Genomic DNA, 23,674 nt, shown 5'->3' on the forward strand with positions numbered 1-23,674 from the left:
TTTGTTTACAGTCTGAGCCATCCGCATGCGGATGGCTCTTCATAGTATCACCTTGCTAAATTAATTTCACGTATTTGTACTTATACGCCAAAATTAAAATCATCATCTGTCAGCGGCTCTACATTCATCGCCCGCACATAGCCGTTTCCTTTTTTAGAAAAGAAATCATGCTGCTTAGTGTGGGTGCTGATACCGTTGAATACAATGGGATTAACTTCTTCTTCTTCAAACAGTGGATCAAAGCCCAAGTTCATCATGGCCTTGTTGGCGTTGTAGCGCAAAAAGACTTTCACATCGTCTACGAGTCCAATAGGAGTGTAAATTTGCTCGGTGTATTGTTCCTCGTTATTGTGCAAGTAGCGGAGCAAGCCTACCAGCGTCTGGTAAAGATCACGTTGTTCTTCCTCGGCCAATTCTGCATAAATCTCCTGTGCCAGTACACCTACGTACACACCGTGAATACTTTCATCCCGCAGGATCAAATCGATAATTTCTCCACTGCATGTCAGCTTGCCCTGGCCCGCCAAATAAAGAGGGTAGAAGAAGCCGCTATAAAATAAATAGCTTTCTAACAGCACCGACGCTGCCATAGCGAGATACAGGTCTTTGGGTGTGTGGATATTCATATAATACTGACGAATGGTTTCTGCCTTGGTTTGGAGATGTGGATTTTCTTCCACCCAGCGGAACACACCGTCAATTTCTTCCGTGGAAGCTAGCGTTGTAAAGATGCTACTGTACGACTTGGCATGAATTTGTTCCATCATCGCCATAAAGCTTAGTACGGCTTTGCGTTGCAGTCCGTCCACATGCTCCATAATTTGCGGCATACCCACGCCGCCTTGAATGGTATCCAGTAGCGTCAATCCGCCCAGCACCTTCATGTAGGCTTCTTTTTCGATATCACTGAGGGTTACCCAGGACATTTTATCGTCAGACAACGGGATTTCATCATCCGTCCAAAATTGCATAATGTTCTGGTTCCAGAACATCAGTGTGAAATCATCGTCCGAGCGATTCCAGTTTACAGCTTGTATACCTGTCATTGTTAGCATTCTCCCTTCAGCTTGCGAGATTCCCTGGAAACACATATTGAAATAGTGCAGGCGAATCATCGTATGCTTGACATACGGAAGCTGTATCCGCGAGGGTCTTGTCCAGTCCCGTAAAAGGTCTGAACCACACGCTGGATACAGCTTCTAATGCAAAGCATCCATATCTATTCAAAATCTAATTTTTATACTACAGTTTGTTACCATTTATATTTTAGATGGAGCAGGTGAGGCACTCTTCCACAGACAGCTTTTTGGTGCGTGTGTAGTATAACGATTTAAGTCCTTTGTGTGCGGCGTACAGATAGCAACGTGCTAACTGACGCGTAGTCACGTCACTATTCACATGAAGCACGGTCGAAATCCCTTGGTCCACGTGCGGCTGGATTTCTGCAATCAGATCAAGCACTTTGAACTGATCCATTTGATAAGCGGATTTATAGAAGAACACGTTATCCTTTTGCAAATAAGGCATTGGATAGTAGGTCGTCGAATTGGCATAGGTACGGGTTTCAATCTGCTCAACAATCGGCATGACGCTGGATGTTGCATTTTGAATGTACGAAATGCTAGCAGTCGGCGCAATTGCCATACGATAGGCGTGGTACAGGCCATTTTTCATCACATCTGCTTTTAATTTGTCCCAGTCCGCTGAAGTCGGAACATAGATGCCTTTGAACAGTTCTTGCACACGTGCAGTTGTCGGACGATAATCTGTGTTCAGGTATCGGTCAAAATATACGCCTGTCGCATAATCCGATTCCTCAAATCCATAAAAGCTTTGTCCAGCTACTTTCGCGATTTCCATACTCTTTTCGATGGAATGATAGTTCATCGTCATGAAGAAGGTACGGACAAAGTCTTTTGCTTCATTGCTTTCATACGCAATTTTGTTTTTGGCAAAGTAGCCGTGCAGATTCATAACACCCAGACCGACGGAGTGCATTTCACGGTTCGCTTTCGCAACACCTGGTGCATTAGCTACTTGGGTCATATCGCTGACTGAAGTGAGCGCGATCATACCCTCATGAACAGATTCGCGAATTTTACCATGTTCCATCACATTTACAATGTTCAGAGAAGCCAGATTACAGCTCACGTCCCGGCGGATAGTATCCTGTTGTCCGTAATCTGTAATTTCGGAAGTTTCCTGCAACTGGAAGATTTCCGTGCATAGGTTCGACATCTTGACTTGACCCACGTTTTTAAGAGCATGTGCCTGGTTCGCGTTACTTTTGTTCATGATATATGGATAACCAGACTCCAACTGAATCATGGCAATTTTCGTCAGCATGTCACGTGCGCTCATCGCTATTTTTTTCTTCACCCGATCGTCAGCAAGTAGCGTGTCGTACATTTCATCCAAATCCATGTCGTCCAGATGCGTTCCATAGGCTTTGAACACACTGTAAGGAGCAAATACATGCAGCGGTTCATTATCTTGAGCCAGCTTGTAAAAGCGGTTTGGCACCAGTAATCCAATAGAAAGTGTCTTGAGACGTACTCTTTCGTCAGCATTGATTTTTTTGCTATCCAGGAACTCAAGCACGTCCCATCCGAAAATGTTGTAATAGGCTGCGCCAGAACCTTTACGTTGTCCCATTTGATCTGCGTAGGAGAAGCCGTCTTCCATCAGCTTCAGCACAGGCATAATGCCTTTTGCTGCGCCTTCTACACCCTTAATCGCTTCACCGCGTGCCCGCAGCTTCGACAGGTTAACGGCAACACCGCCGCCAATTTTGGACAACTGCATGCAAGTGTTCAGCACATAGTTGATTGAGTTCAGGGAGTCGTCCATTTCGAGCAGGAAGCAGGATACCAATTCCCCACGACGACTTTTGCCTGCATTTAGGAAGGTTGGTGTCGCTGGCTGGAGACGTTGCTCCATCATCGAGCGGGACAACAGGCGTGCCGTATCGGCGTTACCGCGTCCTAAATGCAGCGCGACAGCAGCAACCCGGTCAGGGTAATGTTCCAGATAGACTTTACGGTCGTTACTCTTCATTGCATAGTCGGTATAAAACTTGGATGCTGCCATATAGGAAGGAAATTTAAAATTATAGCTATGAGTGATATGGAAAATATCATTAATTTCGTCAGACGTGTAGCTGTTATAGAAATTTTCGTAATAATCATTCTCAATCATATACAGCACTTGAGCGGCTGTGTCAGCAAACTTCAAACTCCGTTCCTGAACTTCCTTCATAAATTCCGCTACAGCCTCTTGGTCCTTTTCCAATTGGAAAAAGCCGTCTGTATCGCGTTTCATCAACATGTTGTTCAATTCAATATGCCGCAACTCGGCTCACCTCCTGTTTAAAACGTTCTACATCTCCGAACGTTCCAGATAATTCAAATTTACTAATTACGGGGACATTATAGTGGTCGGAAATCAAATCCGCACTTTTGGCAAATTTCTCACCCCAGTTACGGTTGCCGCTTGCAGCTACACCAACAAGGTTTTGTGCATTTTTTTTCAAAAAGGAAGATACCCTCTCAGGTATCTGCCCAAACCCGGTTGTATATGTAATAAGTACGTAAGGTTCTTCTATAGTCATTTGCTCCTCAATCTGAACCGCTGGAAGCTTGAGCTTGTTTATAAATCTTTTTACATTGCCGGTCTTGGAATCATATGCAATCAGCATGGTATGCAACCTCCTTAAACAATTAACGAAAAAAGAAAACGGCATTGCCCGAGATCCATCATAGCTGGAAACCCTTGCTGGCTGTGCCATTTAAAATTTTTGACTCTATATTTACATGTATTTTCATACCTGTATCTTCAAGATATCGGGCATAAATACGTTTTTTACACTATATTTAGAGTACATTCTCTATTTTATATCTATATATAGTTTTGTCAATCGGTCTAGAGGGGATCAGCGGACCCAGATCGGGTATAAGTCCAAGCGGGGTGCGGAAAAGAGCGAAAGAACTTTTTTTTCGTAAGTATGTTAAAAAAGTATTGGAGTTTTTGAGGGTGAAGATGTACGATTTGTCAATGGGCAATAGAATGGAAAATTTACATTTTACTGTAGAAAGGATGAAGCTGATGGGAATTGTCAAAACGATAGGAGCGGGCCTGTCCAATCAAGCAGCCGAACGGGTACAACGTTCATGTAAGGTTGTGGATAAACGGACGAGAGTGCGTGGGGGATCAGGCGATTTTTCAGCTTCGACATATTATTATATCACCTTTGAGTTTGACGGGGGTGAGCGTATGGAGCTGGAGGTGAAGGATACGGACTTTGGTATGATTGTGATCGGGGATCGTGGGAAGCTTCATTATAAAGGTACACGTTTTCTGGAGTTTGTAAGAGTAATGGAAGCATAAAGGTGTTGGCGGGGAGTTAGTATTGCCAAAACAAATACATAATTGGAGGGAAGATTACGATGCCGCATATCATTGGAAAACGAATTGTATTGAGAGAATACCGTCAAGAAGATGTACCAGCTATCCGAAAATGGGTCAATGACCCGGAAATCACACGTGGTTTAAGCGACGTGTTTATCTACCCGCATTCACAGGTGAATAGCGAATCCTTTGTGCAGATGATGATTGACGGCAACCCCGAGATCAAAGGTTTTGTCATTGCGCATAAAGACACACTGGACTATATCGGACAACTGGATTTATTCAAAATCAACTGGGTAAATCGGCACGCCACCCTTGGTGTTGTGATCGGGCGTGACGGTGACCTGGGCAAAGGCTACGGACGGGAAGCGATCCGGCTGTTACAAAAATTTGCATTTCATACGCTGAACCTGCATCGGCTGGAGTTGGAGGTCTATGCGTTCAATGAACGTGCACACCGTTGCTATTTGGCATGCGGCTTCAAGGAGGAAGGGCGGCTACGGGAAAAGCTATTCAGGGAAGGGCAATATTATGACATTATTCAGATGGGGATTTTGCGAAGCGAATACGAGGCTGCAGAGCAAGCGACGGAATCCTAAGAGTGCAACCTCATAAGCTATTTTACTCCGTCAGCTTTCTTCAATTTTTTATGAGTGAAATCACGAGGACTACGCTCATCCTTTTTCTATTAGCTAAAGGACTTTCTTTGCAGAGTGCGAACTTCTTGCTAGTTGTATTCTTTGTAAGTATTTTTTTTGTTTGAGATACCCACAGGGGCTATTGCAGATAAGTATGTAGAAGGGCTGAACAGTATTGTCTGTCAGCCCTATAATATTTCATTAAAAGACAAACCCTATTTTTCGCCGTACCACAGTTTCAGGCGATTTTGGATTAGGCCAGTGTAGATTTCTTCAGCTTTTGGCACACCCGCCTGATCCAGCTCTTGGAGCATGCGGTCATACACAGCGTCGAACTGATCTGGCTTGGCGAGTACGGCCTCAGGAATCCGTTTGCGTACAATGTCCTGCGACTTCTGATAAATAACATTGTAATTCGTATTGGTCGGAACAGGCATGTTGTAGGCAGCACCCCACTCTTTTACCGGAAAATCCTTTTCGTTCGGGAACAGGTCTTTCCACGTCTGGGCTTTGTATGCCTGAAGGGACTCTTTTTCGGCTTGACTATAATTTTCGGTAATCATCTCCGGATAATTGGTTGTGTAATAGTTGCCAGAAGGGTCCTTTACACTATCGCCGTAATGTGGCCCCCATATCCAGTACAAACCGATACCTGACTCTCTGCTAAAAGAAGCATTATCGGTGTTTTTACGTTGTTGCACATCCGCCGGAATGACTCGTTTGCCGTTCTCTACGTTGTAATGCTGGCCTTCAATTCCCCAATTGCGTAAAATTTGTCCTTCGTCGGAGGCCAGAAAATCCAGAAACTTGATAGCTCGCACCGGATTTTCACATGAGGTTGTAATTCCGATCCCGGATGCGGTATCGAAGCCAATGGGCTGGAGGGAATGATCCTCGTATTTCTCATTTAAAGTGACTGGAAAATGGGCGTAAGTGAATTCATCCTTACCTGCTGCCTTGAGCGCATTTTCGGCATCTTGATAGTTCCATTCCTGATCAATGAGTCCGATGACACGGCCTGCGGCGATTTTGGACTTATACTGATCACTTTTTTGCACAAAAGTATCCTTATCCAACAGTCCTTCATTGTACATATGGTTCAACCAACGGAAATATTCACGTTCTTCTGGGCGCTTGTAGTGAAGAATGGCTTTGTGTGTTTTAGGATCAATATAATATTCGCCATCGTCCGGTCCACCTGTAGCGGTAACAGCCGGGTTTGTCACTGTAATTTGAATTTTCCAGTCTTCGGCATCAAGTGATAGGGGGATGGTTCGCTGGCCATTGGTAGTAGGGTATTTGGCGACATAATCTTTAAGTGCTTTTTCAAAATCTTGAACGGTGCGGATTTTAGGATATCCAAGCTTCTTAAGTGCCTGATGCTGGATTTCGAAGCCGGCTTGTGCATCAAACGCGATGTGATCCACACCCAAATTGGTCGGGATCGTGTAGATGGCTGGATCTTCACTACTATATTTAATACGATTAAAATAGTCTCCATACACTTTCTTAATGTTAGGGCCGTATTTGTCAATGAGGTCGGTTAGGTCAATGAGTGCTCCGGCATCGACCAGCTTGCCAATGTCTGATTTGGGGTACACGAGATCTGGATACTCTCCGCTCGCTGCCATTAAAGCAAACTTTTCCTCGCCTCGGCCATTGACAGCATGTTCAGCATTTAGCGTAACGCCCGTTTTCTTGATAATTTCCTGCCCGACAGCATCCTTCATGTTGTTCCAGTTAGAGCTGGAATCACCGCCAAAGAAAGTAAATGTAATAGGGCTGGTGTCATTAGGATCTTCCTTTTCTGCCTTACTGCCTGTTCCGTTCGCACAGCCCGTTGTAACGAGCAGCAGCAAAGACAGGAGCAGGATGGAGCTCTGACGTACCGACCTGTTCATGAACATTTGCAAATCCCCCTTAATAAGTATGATTTACACAATGTAAGTGCTTTCAATAGTAAATTGTAGGAAATAAAAAACCTCACGTCAAGTTATTTATAATTGTTTGTTATGCGGTTTGTTTTTTTATTAAGCAAACATATTTTGGTGGAGGGTGTGGAATTGTACAAATCTATCATTTGATGATCTAAAACAAAGTATGCTACGATGGTACCAGTTTATAGGTACACCCGTGTATTAGAAAGGTTAAGGTAGAAAAAGATTCCGAATAGGGTTGGGTGAGAAGATGCGTGGAAAAGTAACGTTGCAAGAAATTGCGGATGCGGCGGGCGTTTCAAAGTTCGCTGTTTCGCGTGCACTGTCAGGCAAACCCGGTGTAAGTGAAGAGACAAGGGCGGTTCTGGTCAAGCTTGCTGCCCAGATGGGCTATTTTCGCAATCATCCCAAAATGACAGGGGTAGAGCCTCGGGACACAGATCCCAGAGAATGGTCGGGTACCGTGCTAGTGTTATTTCCGAATATTAGGTACCAGAACAGGGAATCCAGGTACTGGGGGCCTGTATTTGAAGGGATTTCCGAGCGTCTGAACCGTAAGGGTATGGATATGATCACGTTAACGGAGCCCTCGACTGAAGATACGTTTTCTCTACTGAACCCGGAGGCGATTAAAGGGATTATCACAGTAGGAACGATTTCAACTTCGTTGTTGCTGAACATTTATCGGATGGGTATTCCGGTCGTTATGGTAGATCATTGGGATTCTGCATTTTTAAGTGATACGGTGTTTACAGATAATCGCACATGCATGAGTGAATTAATGAAGGACTTGCTGTGCAGGGGCTATACCCGCTTTCAGTTTGTGGGTCATATTGATGACGCTCACAGTTTCTACGAACGCTGGGAAGCTTGTCGTTCCACACTGGAAATGAGCGGAGTAGAATTGCAGCAGAATAAAGCCCTTCTTCACGGAGGAGCGCAGGCGCTTGCTGAGGAAATGGACAAGTTGTCTGAGGACGAACTGCCTGAGGTTTTTGTATGTGCTAATGATGTGACTGCTGCGCAAGTCGTGGATGTGCTGAAAGAAAAGGGGATTGACGTTCCGAGGCGTTGCGGAGTGACCGGGTTTGACGATACGAATGAACAAATGCCGATTTATGCCACGGTGAGAGTGGATAAGGAATTGCTGGGAATGCGTGCAGTGGACCAGTTGTTGTGGCGCATAACGAACCCGGACTCGCCTGTCGAGAAAAAATTGCTACATGCTGAGCTATTCGTACGGGAAGTTCATGCACCCCGGATCAGCCGGGAAAATGATGACCGTGAGCGTTCCATCAGCACAATCACATATAGTTAATGTCCAGATACGTGTTATGACACCATACACCGTGGAGACGAAGGAGGTCGCTTTTAGCCTGTTTAGGGGCAGAGGGCGACTTTTATTTTGTATTTTGTCATTTGTTCCAAAAAACAATTGACTAATTTGTTAGCTTAATGTTATTTTTGTTATGTTACTGATGAATCCAGATGTTCCCAATCATGCTTATAGGGAGGCTTGTGACGATGGTTAATGTGATAGGGTTGGATGGCTGGAGGTTTAGGGAAGCACAAAGTGATGAGTGGCTCAGCGCGAAAGTGCCGGGTTGTGTGCATACCGATCTTTTACGACATGGCAAAATTCCTGATCCGTTTATCGGTATGAACGAGATGGAGGTACAGTGGATTGATAAGCAGGATTGGGTATATGAAGCCCATTTTGAGATAAATGCAGATCAGCTTCAATGTCAATGTGTAGAGTTGGTGTTGGAAGGTCTGGACACATACGCGGATGTAAAAGTGAATGGTCAATCTGTCTTGTCAGCCAATAATATGTTTCGGGTATGGAGACAAGATGTGAAGGCATTTGTTCAGCAAGGGGAAAATCGGCTGGAAATCAGTTTTCGTTCTCCGATTGCTGAAGATGTACCCAAGCTGGAAAGCTTAGGTTATGGACTCCCTGCACCCAATGATCAGTCCGAGATAGGTGGTTTGTCCGACAAAAAGGTAAGCGTTTTCGCACGTAAGGCTCCCTACCACTATGGTTGGGATTGGGGACCGAGGCTGGTGACGAGCGGTATCTGGAGAGAGGTCCGGATCGAAGCGTGGTCGGGTCTGATCGTGAGAGACTTGTTTATTCGACAGGACGAGGTGAATTCGGTAGGGGCTAAACTCATGGCAGTGGTAGAGATCGAAAATGCAGATGAGATTAGAGATGCCGAGTTGCGTATTTCCGCTGACGGGAAGGTGTGGTCCAAGCCAGTTCGGCTGCTGAAGGGGAAGCAGACGGTGGAGCTGGAGCTGGAGATGAAGAAGCCGAAGCTGTGGTGGTGCCGTGGGCTGGGGGAGCCGTATCTATATACGTTTGTGGCCGAATTGGTGGAACAAGAACAAGGAGCTGTAATTGCGGAAAAATCAGTAAAAACGGGACTGCGTTCCATCCGTCTTGTACGTGAACGGGATGCAGCAGGAGAGAGCTTTCATTTTGAGCTGAACGGAATTCCAGTGTTTGCAAAAGGGGCTAACCATATTCCGAATGACAGCTTTGTCACTGAAGTTACGCTGGAACGATATCGGTATGAAATTGCCAGTGCAGCAGCCTCGAATATGAATATGTTGCGGGTGTGGGGTGGCGGTATTTATGAACAAGACGTATTTTATGAGCTTTGTGATGAATACGGTTTGCTTGTGTGGCAAGATTTTATGTTCGCCTGCAGCATGTACCCAGGGGATGAGGATTTTATGGACAATGTGGCACAGGAAGCCGAGGACAATATCAAGCGGCTGCGTCATCATCCCTGCATTGCCTTATGGTGCGGCAACAATGAGATCGATTCTGCATGGGCGCATTATGAAGAGAACGGAGGCTGGGGGTGGAAAAAGGACTACACACCTGAGCAACGGGAGCGCCTGTGGGATGATTATGAAACGCTCTTTCATCGGATTCTACCGGAGGCGGTACACACTTGGTCTGCGCAGACAGCATATTGGCCCTCCTCCCCACTGATTGACCTGACGAGAGATCGGAACCAGCATGCCCATCGGTCTTCAGCTGCAGGTGATATTCATTATTGGGGTGTATGGCACGCGTCTGAGCCGTTTGAGAATTACCATGTCCATGTGGGTCGTTTTATGAGTGAATATGGTTTTCAGTCCTTTCCAGAATACAAGTCCGTTCGTACTTATGCGGAAGAAAAGGATTTGGAGCTGGAATCTGCGGTGATGCTGGCACATCAGAAGAACAGCGCAGGCAATCGTCTGATTAAAGAATATATGGAGCGGTACATGCGAGAGCCAAAGGATTTTACAAGTTTTCTTCCCATGAGCCAAATTTTACAGGCAGAAGCAATGAAAGTAGCTATAGAGGCGCATCGTCGTCACAAGCCTTATTGCATGGGAACATTATACTGGCAAATGAATGACTGCTGGCCCGTTGCCTCCTGGTCGAGTATGGACTATTTTGGTCGTTGGAAAGCGCTCCAATATACGGCTAAGCGCAGCTTTGCCGATGTGCTGTTGAGTGCAACAGATACAGAACAGGGGAATAAGGCACTGCATCTGGTCAACGATACACTAGAGCCGATATCAGGTACGCTGCGGCTGACGCTTTTGCATATCCGTAGCAGCCAGGCTATTCATGAAGAGAACGTTAAGGTAAAGCAACCAGCAGGCGGTGCAGGAATTGTACATATACTGCCTATCGACAAATGGCTGAGTGGCCTGAAGCGGGCGGAGCATATGCTGGTCGCGCGTCTGACGCAGAATGGTGAACAGGTGGCCTCTGGTGAAATTTATTTTGCAGACACAAAAGAGATGGATTTACCGCAGGCAAAAATTGAAGTGACAGAGATTCAGGGAAGTGGAGGCAGCAGATTCATGCTGTGTTCGGATGTACTTGCTAGACACGTGTGGCTATCGGCAGAGCAGGAAGGTATTTTCAGTGACAACCATCTGGATCTGGCTCCCGGTATTCCAAAAACAGTGGAATTTTTGGCCTTGCGCAACGGTTCATCAGCATTTGTGACAGCTGCGCCGGGTACATTGACAGTACATTCATTGGTCAATTGGATACAAGGTTAGACAGAAGTAAAAGCTTATCCGTCTTTAAGTAGATGATGGATAGGCTTTTTTTATAATATAAATTTATTTTATGATATGTAGAGCGTTTTCATAATGTTAATATACATAACAAAAAGAGGGTTTTCGACTTAAGTGATAACAGATCATTTGTAAGAAATCTATCTATTTAGCATCTAATTTTGGTAGAATAGGTTCAAAGTATAATCAAATCCGCATTAAAACTGACATCACGAGTATGCTTAGTGTTGAGCGAAGCCCTATAGAGAGGGTCATGAAAGCATTAGGCGGCAGGGGGAGGACATGATGCGAAAGAGCTGGTACAGGAGATTGCTTTTTTCCTATTTCCCGATTTTTATGTTAACGGTGTCGATCCTCATTTTTTTATCCTTCCTGATTGTAAACGAAATATCGCGCAATGAAACTGGAAAGGCGAATCGGATTACAACCGGATTTGTGATGGACAGTGTGGAGAAGTCGCTGACAAAGGTAGAAATGGACGTATTAAGCGAGGCGGAGACGAACAAGAGCTACAGTTCTTTTCTGAATGGGCAGGCGCAAAGTGGCAGCACGATGCTGTATGGGCTGGTTGGAAGCCTACGCGCGCTTAAGGATAATCATGAACTGGTACATTCCGTTTATATTTATCGAACGAAGGATCACACGGTGTTAACGAGAAGTGGACTTCAGGATGCTTCGACATTCAGTGATTATCCGTATATTGAGCAGGCTCTTCAGTCGGAGGATCGCCAGTGGTCACCTGTGCGGGAATGGACGGAGCCGGGAACACATACGTCTGAACGTGTGATTTCGATGCATAAGCGCCTCCCGTTGCCTTTTGGAGGACAAGGGCTGCTGGTAATCAATATCGGTGTGTATCCGTTGCAGCAAATGATTGGTCAAATGACGAATCCGACAGTTTCCTATCTGGTGATTAATGATGCTAGCGGTCAAACCATTTATCCAGCTGCATCTGGTACAAAAGATGCTGTAAAAGCAGAGGACGGGCAGCAACTGACTCATCTGATGTCCCCCCGGCTGGGATGGAGTTTTGAAAGTGGTATTCGTGCCGGACAATTGTTCGAGTGGGTGTCTGTTATCTCTTACGTCTGGATTGTAGTTGGATTGGCTGTTGTTATATTAGCGGTGATCTACATTATTTATGTGACCCGCAGAAATTACAGGCCAATTCAGCTGATGATGCAGCGTATTCAACAACTGCCCAGCCGTCCGGGTGAGGAAAACAACAAGGACGAGCTGTGGATGATTGATCATGCGTTGCAAAGTCTGATTCGGCAAACGATTGATTATGAACAGCAGGAGCATGCGAATATACTCATTCGGCGGCGGCAGCTGTTCCTTGATCTTATGGAAGGTACAGGCACCGAAACGGTAGAGCTTCGGCTGAATGATCTTTCTCCTTTTGCAGATGGCGGGAAGAGAGGTGTTACTCTGGTTTATGCTGTCATGGTGGTAGAGTTGCACGATCTGGATCTGCCACAGACAGCAGACGGTAGCAGACGTTTAGAGGATCATGGGGGCGAAGATCAGCGTTTAAGCCTGTCGTTGCTTGGTGTGGTACAGGAACTAGCAGCTACCTATGGATGGCAGGGCTGGGCAGAATGGATGAGTCGTAAAAGAATTTCCATTTTATTGCGGAAAGAGGTAGATGATGAGGAAGGCTTACTGGGTGTGAAGCTGCAAGAAATGGCACAAACAGGCTGTGAGTGGCTGCATGGGCATCTGGGTGTACAGCTCACGATTGGGATAGGCGGCCAGATTCATGAGTTGGCGCATGTTCAGGATTCCTATCGGTCCGCCATTTCTGCTCTGCGGTACCGGTTAACGCTTGGAGTGCGTGATATTGTAACCAGTGAACAGGTTCCGCAGGCTGATGACATTCCATTATACTCCTATTTGCCGCTGATTTCGGAGACGATTCGTTCTTTTCGGCTGGCGAGCCACGATTGGCGTGTACAGCTGGAAGGACTATTTGGGGCAATGGAAACAGACAAGCTGAAGGATGGGGATATTTTAACGGTAATGCAGTGGATGCAAGAACTGCTGCAACGGGAAATGCGTGAGATGAAGGATGTATCGGGGGCGCTGGATCGTTATTTTAACGGACCGGAAGCAGAAAGATGGAAATGTGAGGTCGAGTCTGCTTCTTCATTGGCTGTGATGCATACGCTAATGCTGGAGCACATGACCACTGTGTATCGGACTTACGTTGCCGCCAGTGAAACCAAAAGCTACCGGGCTATGGTTAGCGAAATGAAGCAATATATTGAAGAGCACTATACGAATCCGGATTTATCGTTAAATCATTTGAGTGAACGTTTTGATGTGTCACCTAAATATGCTAGTCATCTATTTAAAACAGAATTTGATATGAAATTCGTCGATTTTTTGACCCGGCTCCGTATGAATCATGCCCAGCAAATGCTGTGTAACACGACCGAGACGGTTCAGCATATTGCGACTCAGGTTGGTTATGCCAATTCGATTACCTTTGGGCGGGTATTTAAGCGGGTAGTCGGCGTAACGCCGGGAGATTATCGCAAGCTGAGATTAAAACCGGAGGATTCATTAACAGGGGGAGCGCTATAGGCGCTCGCCTTTTTTGTTTTTTTCATTAAAAAGGGGAGTAAAGCGCGTCAGTTTATGGGGCGGAATTTAGTTTATTGCGGCACAGGTGTTCAAATGCGATACTTATGTCCATATCTTGAACCTACAGGGCGTCAACAGCCGATGTATTGGCAGGCATGATGGCGAACCGGAATGACGGAGGATGGCTATGGCGGACATGTATGTACAAAAGCAACACAGGGATGAGCCGAAGGCTTCCGGCTGGGCCGCAGGCATTGATGTTGGCGGGACGAAGACGCTGATCTGTATCGGCACAGCGGAGCGGCAAGTAGTGGTGAGGCATAAATTTCCGACAGTTCATACGAAGGATGCCCATTTTTTCTTTGAGAGTCTGTTTGAGGAGCTGGACCATTGTCTGAAGCAGGAAGGCTTGTCGCTGGCACAGTTAAAAGGCATAGGTATCGGTTTCCCTGGTGTGGTGGATAACGATAGCGGAACGATTACCCACGCCCCGGCAATTCCATGGAGTGTTCAAGATCGTATACATGGCGACAGTACGCATGGCGGTAATGCGCATGAAAGTATACGATCTATCGTTGCACACCGATACAGTGGTCGCTTAGTGCTGGATAATGATGTGAATATGGCTGCTTTGGGAGAACAATGGTTAGGGGCAGCTCGGGGATTACGGCATGTGATGATGATAACGGTGGGAACAGGTATCGGTTGTGGCCTTATTTTAAATGGAGAGATGTATAAGGGAGCCGCAGGCGGAGCAGGTGAAATGGCTTATTGGATTGCAGGCGAGGAACAGGCACGGCAAGCAGCAAAACAGAAAGGGACGGATGAGTTCGGTGTGTTCGAATCTTTAACATCGGGGACGGCAATAACGCGCAGTGTAAAATCAGCACTCGCCTCTGGCATACCAGGTACACACATGATCCGGCTAGCAGGAGGAAACAGGGACGAGGTAGGGGCGAGACATGTATTGCAAGCGGCGTCCGAAGGGGATGTAGAAGCACAGATGATTTTAGAGCCTGCACTAGTGCATATGGCGATGGCTTTGACGAATGTGATCAGCCTGCTGAACCCGGAAATGATCGTTGTAGGTGGCGGTGTAGCAGAAGGTAACACGTATTATTTGGATGAAATTCGGCAAAGAGTAGCCTTATGGACGGATATTCCTTGTACTATTGTACCTGCTGGTCTAGGTAATGAAGCCGGGGCCATCGGAGCATTGGCTACGATTCTGGACAGCTCGGTACGCTAAACAACAGGGAGGTTTCCAGATGGTAGGCTCACAAATGCTGAAGCTACGAAGCTTCTATTTGTTTATTGGCTTGGCAGGGGGCATGTTTAATCCATATTTGACATTACTGCTGGTTCAGAATGGATTGACGAGCAGCAGTGTCGGTGTTCTGATGGCAATTGGTACGCTGGTATCCATTTTGGTTCAGCCGATATGGGGAATTATTGTGGATCAATATCGTCAAATGCGGCTGGTGCTCATTTTGAGTGTAGCGGTTCCGGGAATTATGGCTGTATGTTATCAGTCGGAGCGTTTTGTTCTGATGGCGCTTGTGTATTCAACTATGGCAATATTTACGGCAACGCAGGCGCCGATTGCGGATTCCTATGCGATTGTGGCGGCCAAGAAGGCAGGAACGACCTATGGCAGTATACGATTTATGGCGAGTATAGGCAATGCGGTGGGCGGTTACGCCGGGGGGCTATTTGTATCGCTGTTATCTGTGACTATGATGTGGGTACCTTTTTTGGTGCTGAACAGTCTTGCGGCCCTGACGGCGCTGGCGTTGCCGAAAAATACGGAGGAAGATCTCGTGCTGCGCAAATCGTTTTCGGACGGCATTGGTCAATTGATACGCAACAGGACATTTTTAATATTTTTGGGGGGCAGTTTTTTAGTAAATCAGACGTTAACTGCATTCAACACCTATTTTGTATTGGCCTTTAAGATGTCGGGAGGACTTACGAGTTTGGTCGGGGTTGCTCTGCTGATTGCGTCCATTACGAATGTCCCCTCAATGCTGCTCGCTTCACGAGTGATTCGAAAGATTGGGTTAGAGAGAACTCTTTTGCTAGGGGCAGTCGCTTATATGATTCGATGGGGAATTCAATTAGCTTTTCCCGACCCTACCGTTATGATTGCTGTGCAGGTGCTGCACGGATTGTCATTTGGTTTTTTCTACATTGCAGCGGTCGAGTATGTTTCACATGTAACTGAAAAGGATATGCAAGCGACCGGACAAAGCGTGTTCAATATGGTATTTGCCGGGCTGGCAGGGATTGTAGGTAATTTGTTAAATGGCTTTCTTCTTCACGCTGGAGGGCCGCAATTAATGAACCTGGCGTGTCTGATCAGCGCAACCTTGGGGGCATTAATGATGGTTTATGTATCACGTAGCCGTAAGGATGGGAAAACAGGGAAGGTACGCAAGCTATCCATGAGCCTCCCTTCAGAGACTTCACAGTAGGAGTAGTGACGTTAGTATTTCATTGAAATTAACAAAATGTAGTGTGAGCATCGAATCCCTGATGAGGGTGAGGATGCTCTTTTTTTCGTGCGAAAAACTTTTGAATCACGTGATATGGAACTATAGCTCACACGAAACGAACAAAGAAAATGGTTTATTCACAGGAAAATAGTGATTTTTAATAAGAGTAAGCGCTTCATCATGTTCAGTAATCGCTTTCAATCAACCGGTTTATGATTGGGAAACTAGTTTATTGTCAGTTTTCCTGCGGTCATGTCATACTAAGGCACATCCCGGACCAAAAGGGACAGACTCATGCCGATGCATGAAATGTCATAACCTCCTCATCAGAAGAGGCGACGAACGGGAAAAGCAGACAAAGGGGTGTTCAGGAATGAGTGGGAATAAGGCTGGAGGAACATTGAAGAAGCTTCGTCTGCTGCTTGCAGCTACGGTTGCACTGTCGGTTGTATTGAGTGGATGCTCGTCGGGTGAGGCGGACAAGGCTTCGACCGCTACCGGAAACAAGGGTGGTTCATTGAAGGTTGAAATTTTTGACAGAGGCAATACACCTCAGGGCTATACCATTACTGACAGCTATTTAACTCGTTATGCAAAAGAAAACTTTGGCAAACCCAACGATATTGATCTGACGTACGTGCCCGTTCAGCGCTCCGAAGAAGTTACCAAGCTGAATGTTCTGATGGCTAGCGGTGGTGATGTACCTGATATCGTGTTCACTTATGATTCCGGAACCTTTGAACGGTATGCGGAGCAGGGTGGACTGACAGACTTGACCCCTCTGCTGAATGAGTACGGCCCAAATCTTAAAAAATTCCTCGGTGAAGATACGCTCAGCTACGGTCAGGTGGGGGGCAAGCAGTTCGCCATTCCCGGCAAACGTACCATCTTAGGGAAATATTCCTCTTTTATTCGTCAGGATTGGCTCGATACGCTGAATATGCCTGTTCCTAAAACGACAGACGAACTATACAACACGCTAAAAGCGTTCAAGGAAAAAGACCCCGGCAAGACCGGCGGTAAGGTCGTTCCGCTGGGAATGACGATGGAGCCGGGGCAATATGATCCGCTGTTGTGGTCTTTTATTAAGCCAGTGACAGATGAGCAGAAATATACGCTAACCCAAGAGCTGGGTTCCCGTGACTATCCAATCCTGCTACCTGGATTCAAGGATGGAGTTCAGTTTATGAACAAGCTTTACAATGAGAATCTGATCAGCAAGGACTTTGGTCTGGATAAGGACAAAAAACAGCTGACTCAGGATATTCAAAGCGGAAATACCGGTTTTTTCAGTGAAGATTACGACAACATCTATTATAACGACTCCGCCTATCCGAATCTGTTGGCTAACCAGTCCGCAGCGAAGCTGACTCCAATGGACCCTTATACCAACAGTGAGGGTAAGCACGCCAAGCCAGAATTTGCATCCAATGGACTCTACATTATGGTACCTAAATCCAGTGAGCATGCGATTGAGGCGATCAAGTATCTCGACTGGATGTCTTCCGAGAAGGTGCTGCTTGATATGCAAAATGGTGTGGAAGGCGAGAACTATACCTTGAAAGACGGAATTCCAGTTGCCAAGGAGAAACCGACACAAGAAGCGCAGGATCGTATCTATAATCAGGGTGATGTGGTCATTATTGCGAATGGCAAGATTGCAGGAGACGATAACAAAAACAAGGAAGCCTTTGTTTTGGGCATGCCGTCCCAATTCCAAGAGGATGTTCGCAAGGCGATGGATATTTCCAACACGGACACAATTTCACCAGTGAAATTTGACCATCCGATTAAAGCCGAGTCCAAATACAGTAACTCATTGCTGGATAAGTTTGACGAAATGGTCGTTAAATCCGTGATGGTGCCTCCGGCGCAGTTTGATGCAACATTCGAAGCGGCGTTGAAGGATTATATGGTGAGCGGTGGTCAAGCGATATTGGATGAGCGTACCGAAGCTTATAAGGCCATGACAGGCAAGTAAGAAGGCGGAAAGTAAAGGAGGAGACAGCGCATGAAAGGGAACGTTTACTTCCGCAGATATTGGCAATTATACGCGTTGCTTGTGCTGCCCCTGGCCTACTTCATTGTGTTCAAATATGGTCCGATGTGGGGAGTACAGATCGCGTTTAAGGATTTCAACTTCTTTCAGGGAATTACAGGGAGTGAGTGGATCGGGTTCGATGCGTTTAGAGAAGTGTTTCGTATGGATGATTTTTATCGAACGCTGCGCAATACCATCGTGCTAAACCTGCTTGATTTGCTGGTATCTTTTCCAGCACCTTTAATCTTGGCGATTTTGCTCTATGAAATGAAAGTAGTCTGGTTTAAAAAGCTGTCACAAACGATTTTGTACGTTCCCCATTTTATTTCGTGGGTGATTATTGGCGGGATTGTGTACCAGGTGTTTGGTACGCAGTCCGGCATGATCAACAATGTGCTTACTTCGCTCGGCTTTCAGGCGATTCCATTTTTGACAGATAAAAATGACTGGGTACTCACCTACCTGCTGACAGGAGTGTGGCAAAGTGCAGGCTGGGGAACGATTTTGTACCTCGCTGCCTTGACCGGGATTAACCGGGAATTGTTCGAAGCTGCCGAGGTAGATGGTGCAGGACGCATGAAAAGAATTTGGTACATTACGATCCCTGGCATGAAAACGACTATTGCTACGCTGCTTATCATTAATTTGGGTAATATGATCACCATTGGCTTTGATCGTCCTTATGTAATTGGAAATGTGGCGGTTCGAGATTATTCCGATGTACTTAGCACGTTCGTGTATCGCATCGGGATGGAATCCGGGCAATATACGCTGGCAACGGTGGTAGGCCTGTTCCAAGCTGTGGTTGGTCTCATCTTCGTATTAGGAGCTAACTATGCCTCCAAGAAACTGACAGATGAAAGTATTATGTAAGGGGAAAGGAGCTGACATCTGATGAGTGAACGTACTGCAAATCGCACCTTTGATATCGTAACCACCGTGTTAGTGGGTGTGGCTGTACTACTGTGCTTGGCCCCGTTTATTCACATTTTGTCTATTTCCTTTAGCTCGAACCGGGCCATTACATCCGGGGAAGTTACTTTGTTCCCAGTAGAGTTCAATTTGAAGGCATACGGAAAGGTCTTTTCTGATATGAGCATGATCCGTTCGCTCGGGTTTACAGTTATGCTGACGCTGATCACGACAGTGCTGAGTATGTTAATGACAATTATCGCAGCATATCCATTAACAAAGAAACACCTAAGAGGTCGTAAAACGATTATGTTCATTATTGTAGTAACGATGTTTTTCAGCGGCGGCATCATTCCTGAATACATTCTGGTGCGCGACTTACATTTGTTGAATAATATGTGGTCCCTTATTTTACCAGGGCTGATCAGCCCGTTTTATCTGATTATTTTGATTTCCTTTTTTAATGGGATTCCAGAAAGCTTGGGAGAAGCAGCAGAAATCGATGGCAGCAGCCAGTTCGGCACTTTGCTTCGGATTGTACTACCGCTGTCCCTGCCTGTGCTGGCGACATTAAGCCTGTTTTACGGTGTAGGCCGTTGGAACGGATTTCAGGATACGCTGATGTATATTCAAACCCCCGACTTGTTCCCGTTACAGCTCAAGCTGTATCAAATGATTCAAAATAATATGGTATCCGAGCTAACCAGGCTGGAAGGAGCCAGTGGCGCGAGAATTACGCCTGAAGGGTTGAAGGCAGCAAGTGTCATTTTTGCAACGGTTCCAATTCTGCTAGTGTATCCGTGGCTGCAAAGATATTTTGTCAGCGGCGTGATGGTGGGAGCGGTGAAAGGGTGATGATAATGAAGGCGAAGGGGGAATATTCCTTTTCCACCTGTTGGAATATTAAAAAGCATACGGTCGGCCGAGAACTTGTAGAGGAAATCCGTCAGTTGGGCTTTAGCAGGGTGGAGTTGAACTATAACATTACCCGGGAAATGCTGACGACGATTGAGCCTATGATTGAGCGGGGAGAAATCGGCATATCGAGTGTGCATAATACATTTCCTCATACACCAGACCCGGATTACGGCACGGATTCCGTTCTGCTCGGGTTTGACGATGAAAGCAAGCGACAACGTGCGATAGAGCTGTTGGTGCAATCTGCGGAATATGCGCATCGTTATGGTGCAAAAGCGGTAGTTGTGCATCCCGGAGAGGTTCCATTTCCATATGATATCAGTGAGGAACTAGAGGATATTTTCAATGAGCAGGGCAGGGATTCTGCTGCTTATCAAACGTTGTGGGGCCAAATGCTGGAGCGTCGGAATTCACTGAGTGGGCACTATGTACAACGCATCCGTGATAGTCTGGAAGAGGTGTGTGACCGCATCGCATCCAAGGGATATGATGTAGCCATTGGCATTGAAACGCGTTCACGTTGCTATCAGATGCCTACGTTGCAGGAGGCAAAGACGATTATAGATCGTTTGAAGGGTGCACCTGTCTATCTGTGGTATGACATTGGACACGGTATGATTATGGACCGAATGGGACTGTACGACAACGCCAAGGAAGCCAATGAAATGATCGACTATATTCTCGGTGTTCATATTCATGAAACCATTGGATTATCTGATCACTGGTGCCCTTATATTCATAGCGGTGATCTGGAGTTCTTTGATCGTTTCGTGAATATTATCCGGCAGGCCCCTATTAAGGTTTATGAGCTGAAAGCAGCTTGTCAGCCGGAGGATATTGAACGTAGCCATGAGTTGCTGACAAGTAAGATAGCGAAGCTTCAGCCGCAAGGATGATAAACGATTATGGATATTACAGGGGTTGAGAGGAATGTATAGTAAAATCGTAGCGATCAACGATGCCTGGGTAAAACCAGGTATGGACCATCAGGTACTGGATGCTGACAGCCGTTATTACGGCGGAGTGACTGATGATGAGAATGGAATCGCCTGGCCTAATCATTCGGTTGGTACTCCTGCCGCAATGGCGATCTGGGCGGCAGCGCTCGTCAATCCGGATTCTGCATATTATCGGAATGAGGATGTACTCATCCGACTGGAGCTGGCTGCGCAGTACATGCTACGTGTGCAGCATGAGGACGGTTCTATTTCACCGGGCTGGACCAATTTTCACTCGCCACCGGATACAGCGTTCGTGGTGGTAGGCTACGCCCAGGTCTATCAGCTGCTGGTTGGTGACGACTGGCTGGAGCTGCGTCGGGTGACTGATGCGATCTACTTGTTTCTGGAGCGGACGATTCCGGTCATGCTGACCGGAGGTTGCCATACGCCAAATCACCGTTGGGTATTGTGTGCTGCGCTGGGATTTCTACATGAGCTGTTTGATCTGCCCGAGGCGCTCGTGCGGGCTGAGGCTTGGCTAGCCGAAGGGCTGGACGGGACGCCAGATGGCGAATGGACGGAGCGCAGCAACGGAATTTATAATGCCGTTAGCGATATTATGCTGATTCATGCTGCCCGATTATTAAAACTGCCGGAGCTACTAGAGTCGGTGCGCCGTAATTTACGCATGATGGTGTACCTTGTCCATCCTGATGGTGAAGTGGTCACAGAGTATTCAGGGAGACAGGATTTTGGGGTGATCATGAACTTATCTTCTTATCTTCTACCATATGCCATGCTGGCTACAGAGGATGAGGACGCTATATTTGAAGCGATGGCTGTCGCCGCTATTCAAGTCATGGATCATCCGGGTGGTGCTCCTATCAATGCGGCTGTGCGCTTTTTACTAGATCCGCGTTTGCAAACTCGTCAAGTATTGCCAGCTACATTACCTGTCACCTACAACCAGTTACTGAACGGAGACTTCCCAAGGGCTGACTATCTGAGTCGAATGGATGAGGCAGGCCATCACCAGCAGATTTATCATAGCCGACTGCATACGGACTTTGGCGCGCCAGTCGTTCGATATCGGCAGGAGGATACCAGTGCCACACTGATGACCGAGGCTTCATCGTTCCTATCGTTGCGGCACGGAGATGCACGATTATTGGCGGTTCAGGCTGCATCGTATTTCTCGCCTGGTTTTGTACCCATGCAGAAGCTGACAGCTCACGAACATGGTTGGACTCTGTCGGGCACACAGGTCAAAGGTTATTATGGCCCTGTAGCGACCTTAGATCTGCCGCCTACCTCGCAGGAGGAAGTCAGTCCGTGGTACTTGCTTCCGCATCACAAACGGCCATTAACCCATGAACAAAAGCATGAAATTCGGGTCGATGTGGATCGTCAGAGCGATATGTGGACGCTTCGTTTTCGCTCAGAGGGTCCAGTAGATTGCATGACACAGATTCGATTTATTTTTGGGCGCGAAGGACGCTTCACTTGCGGGGAATACAGGCTGGTTAACGAAACGGTTCAATGTTGGACTGGCGGTATGGCGCGCTATGAATCTGGGAATGCGTGGTTTGAGCTGCTGGGAACAACCGTAGAGCATAAGGCTAATTCGGTAAGGGGAGCCACTCTCCCCATGGATTGCCATACATTGCTGGTTAATTGGGTGACTCCGTTTGATCATACGATCCGCATTCGTATGTCGCCTTTACCTGTGAGTGAAGTCTAAAACACAGTAAGCATCTATTTTTCGGGGATGAAGTCCATTCCCGGAGAACGGATGTTTTTTTATGTTCATTTATGCCAGGGTAGAGCGCTTCCATTGAGCTTGAAGCCATTGTGGTGTACACTGTCCAGAACAGGTGTAAATTGGAACGTCAGGAAGGCAAGACGGTTACAAGGAGGGAAAGACACATATGTATGCCCGTTTAAGATCGTTAAATTATCCACTAAAACTCTATGTTTTTTTAGCACTGGCCTTATGCTCCGTAATCAGTACATTGTGGATCATTAACGTGCGACTGCCCTCAGGGGGCCGCCCTTATCTTTTTATTTGGTGGAATATGATGTTGGCCTGGATTCCTATGGTGTTGACGCTACTGCTTGATGTAATGTACAGCTCGTGGAGGCGGGGAACGAGGACATTTTTACTCTGGATTACGGGGGCGGCATGGCTTTTCTTTTATCCCAATACACCCTATTTGATCACAGATTTGCTGCATGTATTCGCCAGATATCCATTTCTCGGGGAGCAACGCTTCTGGGGAAATCCGTACTTTTGGAATCATGTACTGGGAATGCTGCTGGTAGCCGTACTTGGCCTGACAATGGGTTTTGTATCGCTCGAATCCGTACGACAATTGGTACAGCGTGCACGTGGTGGGCTTGTTAGTTGGCTGTTTATGCTGGCGGTACTCTTGTTGAGTAGCCTGGGTATTTACATTGGCCGTTTCTTTCGAGGGAACACATGGGATATTGTTTCTGCGCCCTCTCAACTGTATGCACAAGTATCTTCCATATGGGCAGACTCCTTGCAACGTACTCATTTTGTGGAGTTTAGTGGGATGGTATTCGTCATTTTGCTCGTCAGCTATGTATCCACGATGTGCGTAGTCTGGATGGGGAACAACCGCCAGGACGAATGGCGTCGCTGGTGATTTGATTGCAGCTGAGTGGCTGGATATCATCA

The 23,674-nt window shown here is 46.6% G+C and carries 17 protein-coding genes; 13 read left to right on the forward strand and 4 right to left on the reverse strand.

Annotation, left to right across the window (positions count from 1 at the left end; genetic code table 11):
* Positions 1-80 precede the first annotated feature (80 nt).
* From nrdF to nrdI, 3 genes are all read right to left on the reverse strand, one after another.
* The gene (nrdF, locus tag ACUUJN_RS09385; RefSeq protein WP_025723500.1) at positions 81-1,046 is read right to left on the reverse strand and encodes a class 1b ribonucleoside-diphosphate reductase subunit beta; all 966 of its coding nucleotides are present in this window, start codon (positions 1,044-1,046) and stop codon (positions 81-83) included.
* A gap of 220 nt (positions 1,047-1,266) precedes the next feature.
* Positions 1,267-3,351, reverse strand: a complete 2,085-nt coding sequence (gene nrdE / locus ACUUJN_RS09390) for a class 1b ribonucleoside-diphosphate reductase subunit alpha (protein WP_484669524.1) — start codon at positions 3,349-3,351, stop codon at positions 1,267-1,269.
* A complete protein-coding gene (gene nrdI / locus ACUUJN_RS09395; protein ID WP_053325185.1) occupies positions 3,338-3,697 on the reverse strand; it encodes a class Ib ribonucleoside-diphosphate reductase assembly flavoprotein NrdI in 360 nt (119 codons plus the stop codon). The genes nrdE and nrdI overlap by 14 nt, the downstream gene beginning before the upstream one ends.
* A gap of 356 nt (positions 3,698-4,053) precedes the next feature.
* Here nrdI and ACUUJN_RS09400 point away from each other — a divergent pair, with 356 nt between their 5' ends.
* Positions 4,054-4,386 carry a DUF2500 domain-containing protein gene (locus tag ACUUJN_RS09400; RefSeq protein ID WP_484669742.1) on the forward strand — a complete coding sequence of 111 codons (333 nt, stop codon included), beginning with the start codon at positions 4,054-4,056 and terminating at the stop codon, positions 4,384-4,386.
* Positions 4,387-4,445: 59 nt separating this feature from the next.
* The gene (locus ACUUJN_RS09405; RefSeq protein WP_160789685.1) at positions 4,446-5,006 is read left to right on the forward strand and encodes a GNAT family N-acetyltransferase; all 561 of its coding nucleotides are present in this window, start codon (positions 4,446-4,448) and stop codon (positions 5,004-5,006) included.
* 254 nt (positions 5,007-5,260) lie between these two features.
* Here ACUUJN_RS09405 and ACUUJN_RS09410 read toward each other — a convergent pair whose 3' ends face one another.
* Entirely contained in the window at positions 5,261-6,952 is a 1,692-nt protein-coding gene (locus ACUUJN_RS09410; protein ID WP_023988087.1) for an ABC transporter substrate-binding protein, read from the reverse strand.
* Positions 6,953-7,232: 280 nt separating this feature from the next.
* Between ACUUJN_RS09410 and ACUUJN_RS09415 the strand changes: the two genes are divergently transcribed.
* From ACUUJN_RS09415 to ACUUJN_RS09465, 11 genes are all read left to right on the forward strand, one after another.
* Positions 7,233-8,300, forward strand: a complete 1,068-nt coding sequence (locus tag ACUUJN_RS09415; RefSeq protein WP_484669525.1) for a LacI family DNA-binding transcriptional regulator — start codon at positions 7,233-7,235, stop codon at positions 8,298-8,300.
* A 206-nt stretch (positions 8,301-8,506) separates the two neighbouring features.
* A complete protein-coding gene (locus tag ACUUJN_RS09420) occupies positions 8,507-11,059 on the forward strand; it encodes a beta-mannosidase (protein ID WP_484669526.1) in 2,553 nt (850 codons plus the stop codon).
* 300 nt (positions 11,060-11,359) lie between these two features.
* Positions 11,360-13,666 (forward strand): helix-turn-helix domain-containing protein, encoded by a 2,307-nt coding sequence (locus tag ACUUJN_RS09425; protein ID WP_484669527.1) that lies wholly within the window; start codon positions 11,360-11,362, stop codon positions 13,664-13,666.
* A 187-nt stretch (positions 13,667-13,853) separates the two neighbouring features.
* A complete protein-coding gene (locus ACUUJN_RS09430; protein ID WP_484669528.1) occupies positions 13,854-14,915 on the forward strand; it encodes an ROK family protein in 1,062 nt (353 codons plus the stop codon).
* 19 nt (positions 14,916-14,934) lie between these two features.
* Positions 14,935-16,140 (forward strand): MFS transporter, encoded by a 1,206-nt coding sequence (locus tag ACUUJN_RS09435; protein ID WP_023988092.1) that lies wholly within the window; start codon positions 14,935-14,937, stop codon positions 16,138-16,140.
* 394 nt (positions 16,141-16,534) lie between these two features.
* Positions 16,535-18,142 (forward strand): extracellular solute-binding protein, encoded by a 1,608-nt coding sequence (locus ACUUJN_RS09440; RefSeq protein WP_028542781.1) that lies wholly within the window; start codon positions 16,535-16,537, stop codon positions 18,140-18,142.
* Between the two features lie 30 nt (positions 18,143-18,172).
* Positions 18,173-19,075, forward strand: coding sequence for an ABC transporter permease (locus ACUUJN_RS09445; RefSeq protein ID WP_025721738.1), 903 nt, complete (start codon positions 18,173-18,175; stop codon positions 19,073-19,075).
* A gap of 21 nt (positions 19,076-19,096) precedes the next feature.
* Entirely contained in the window at positions 19,097-19,969 is an 873-nt protein-coding gene (locus ACUUJN_RS09450; RefSeq protein WP_484669529.1) for a carbohydrate ABC transporter permease, read from the forward strand.
* Positions 19,969-20,928, forward strand: a complete 960-nt coding sequence (locus ACUUJN_RS09455; protein WP_034095012.1) for a sugar phosphate isomerase/epimerase family protein — start codon at positions 19,969-19,971, stop codon at positions 20,926-20,928. The genes ACUUJN_RS09450 and ACUUJN_RS09455 overlap by 1 nt, the downstream gene beginning before the upstream one ends.
* Positions 20,929-20,962: 34 nt before the next feature.
* Positions 20,963-22,714, forward strand: a complete 1,752-nt coding sequence (locus ACUUJN_RS09460; RefSeq protein ID WP_484669530.1) for a hypothetical protein — start codon at positions 20,963-20,965, stop codon at positions 22,712-22,714.
* 187 nt (positions 22,715-22,901) lie between these two features.
* Positions 22,902-23,642: a DUF1361 domain-containing protein gene (locus ACUUJN_RS09465; RefSeq protein ID WP_028542778.1), complete on the forward strand. Its 741-nt coding sequence runs from the start codon at positions 22,902-22,904 to the stop codon at positions 23,640-23,642.
* The last annotated feature ends 32 nt before the right edge of the window (positions 23,643-23,674 follow it).

The organism is Paenibacillus sp. LRG-1 (assembly GCF_057220305.1).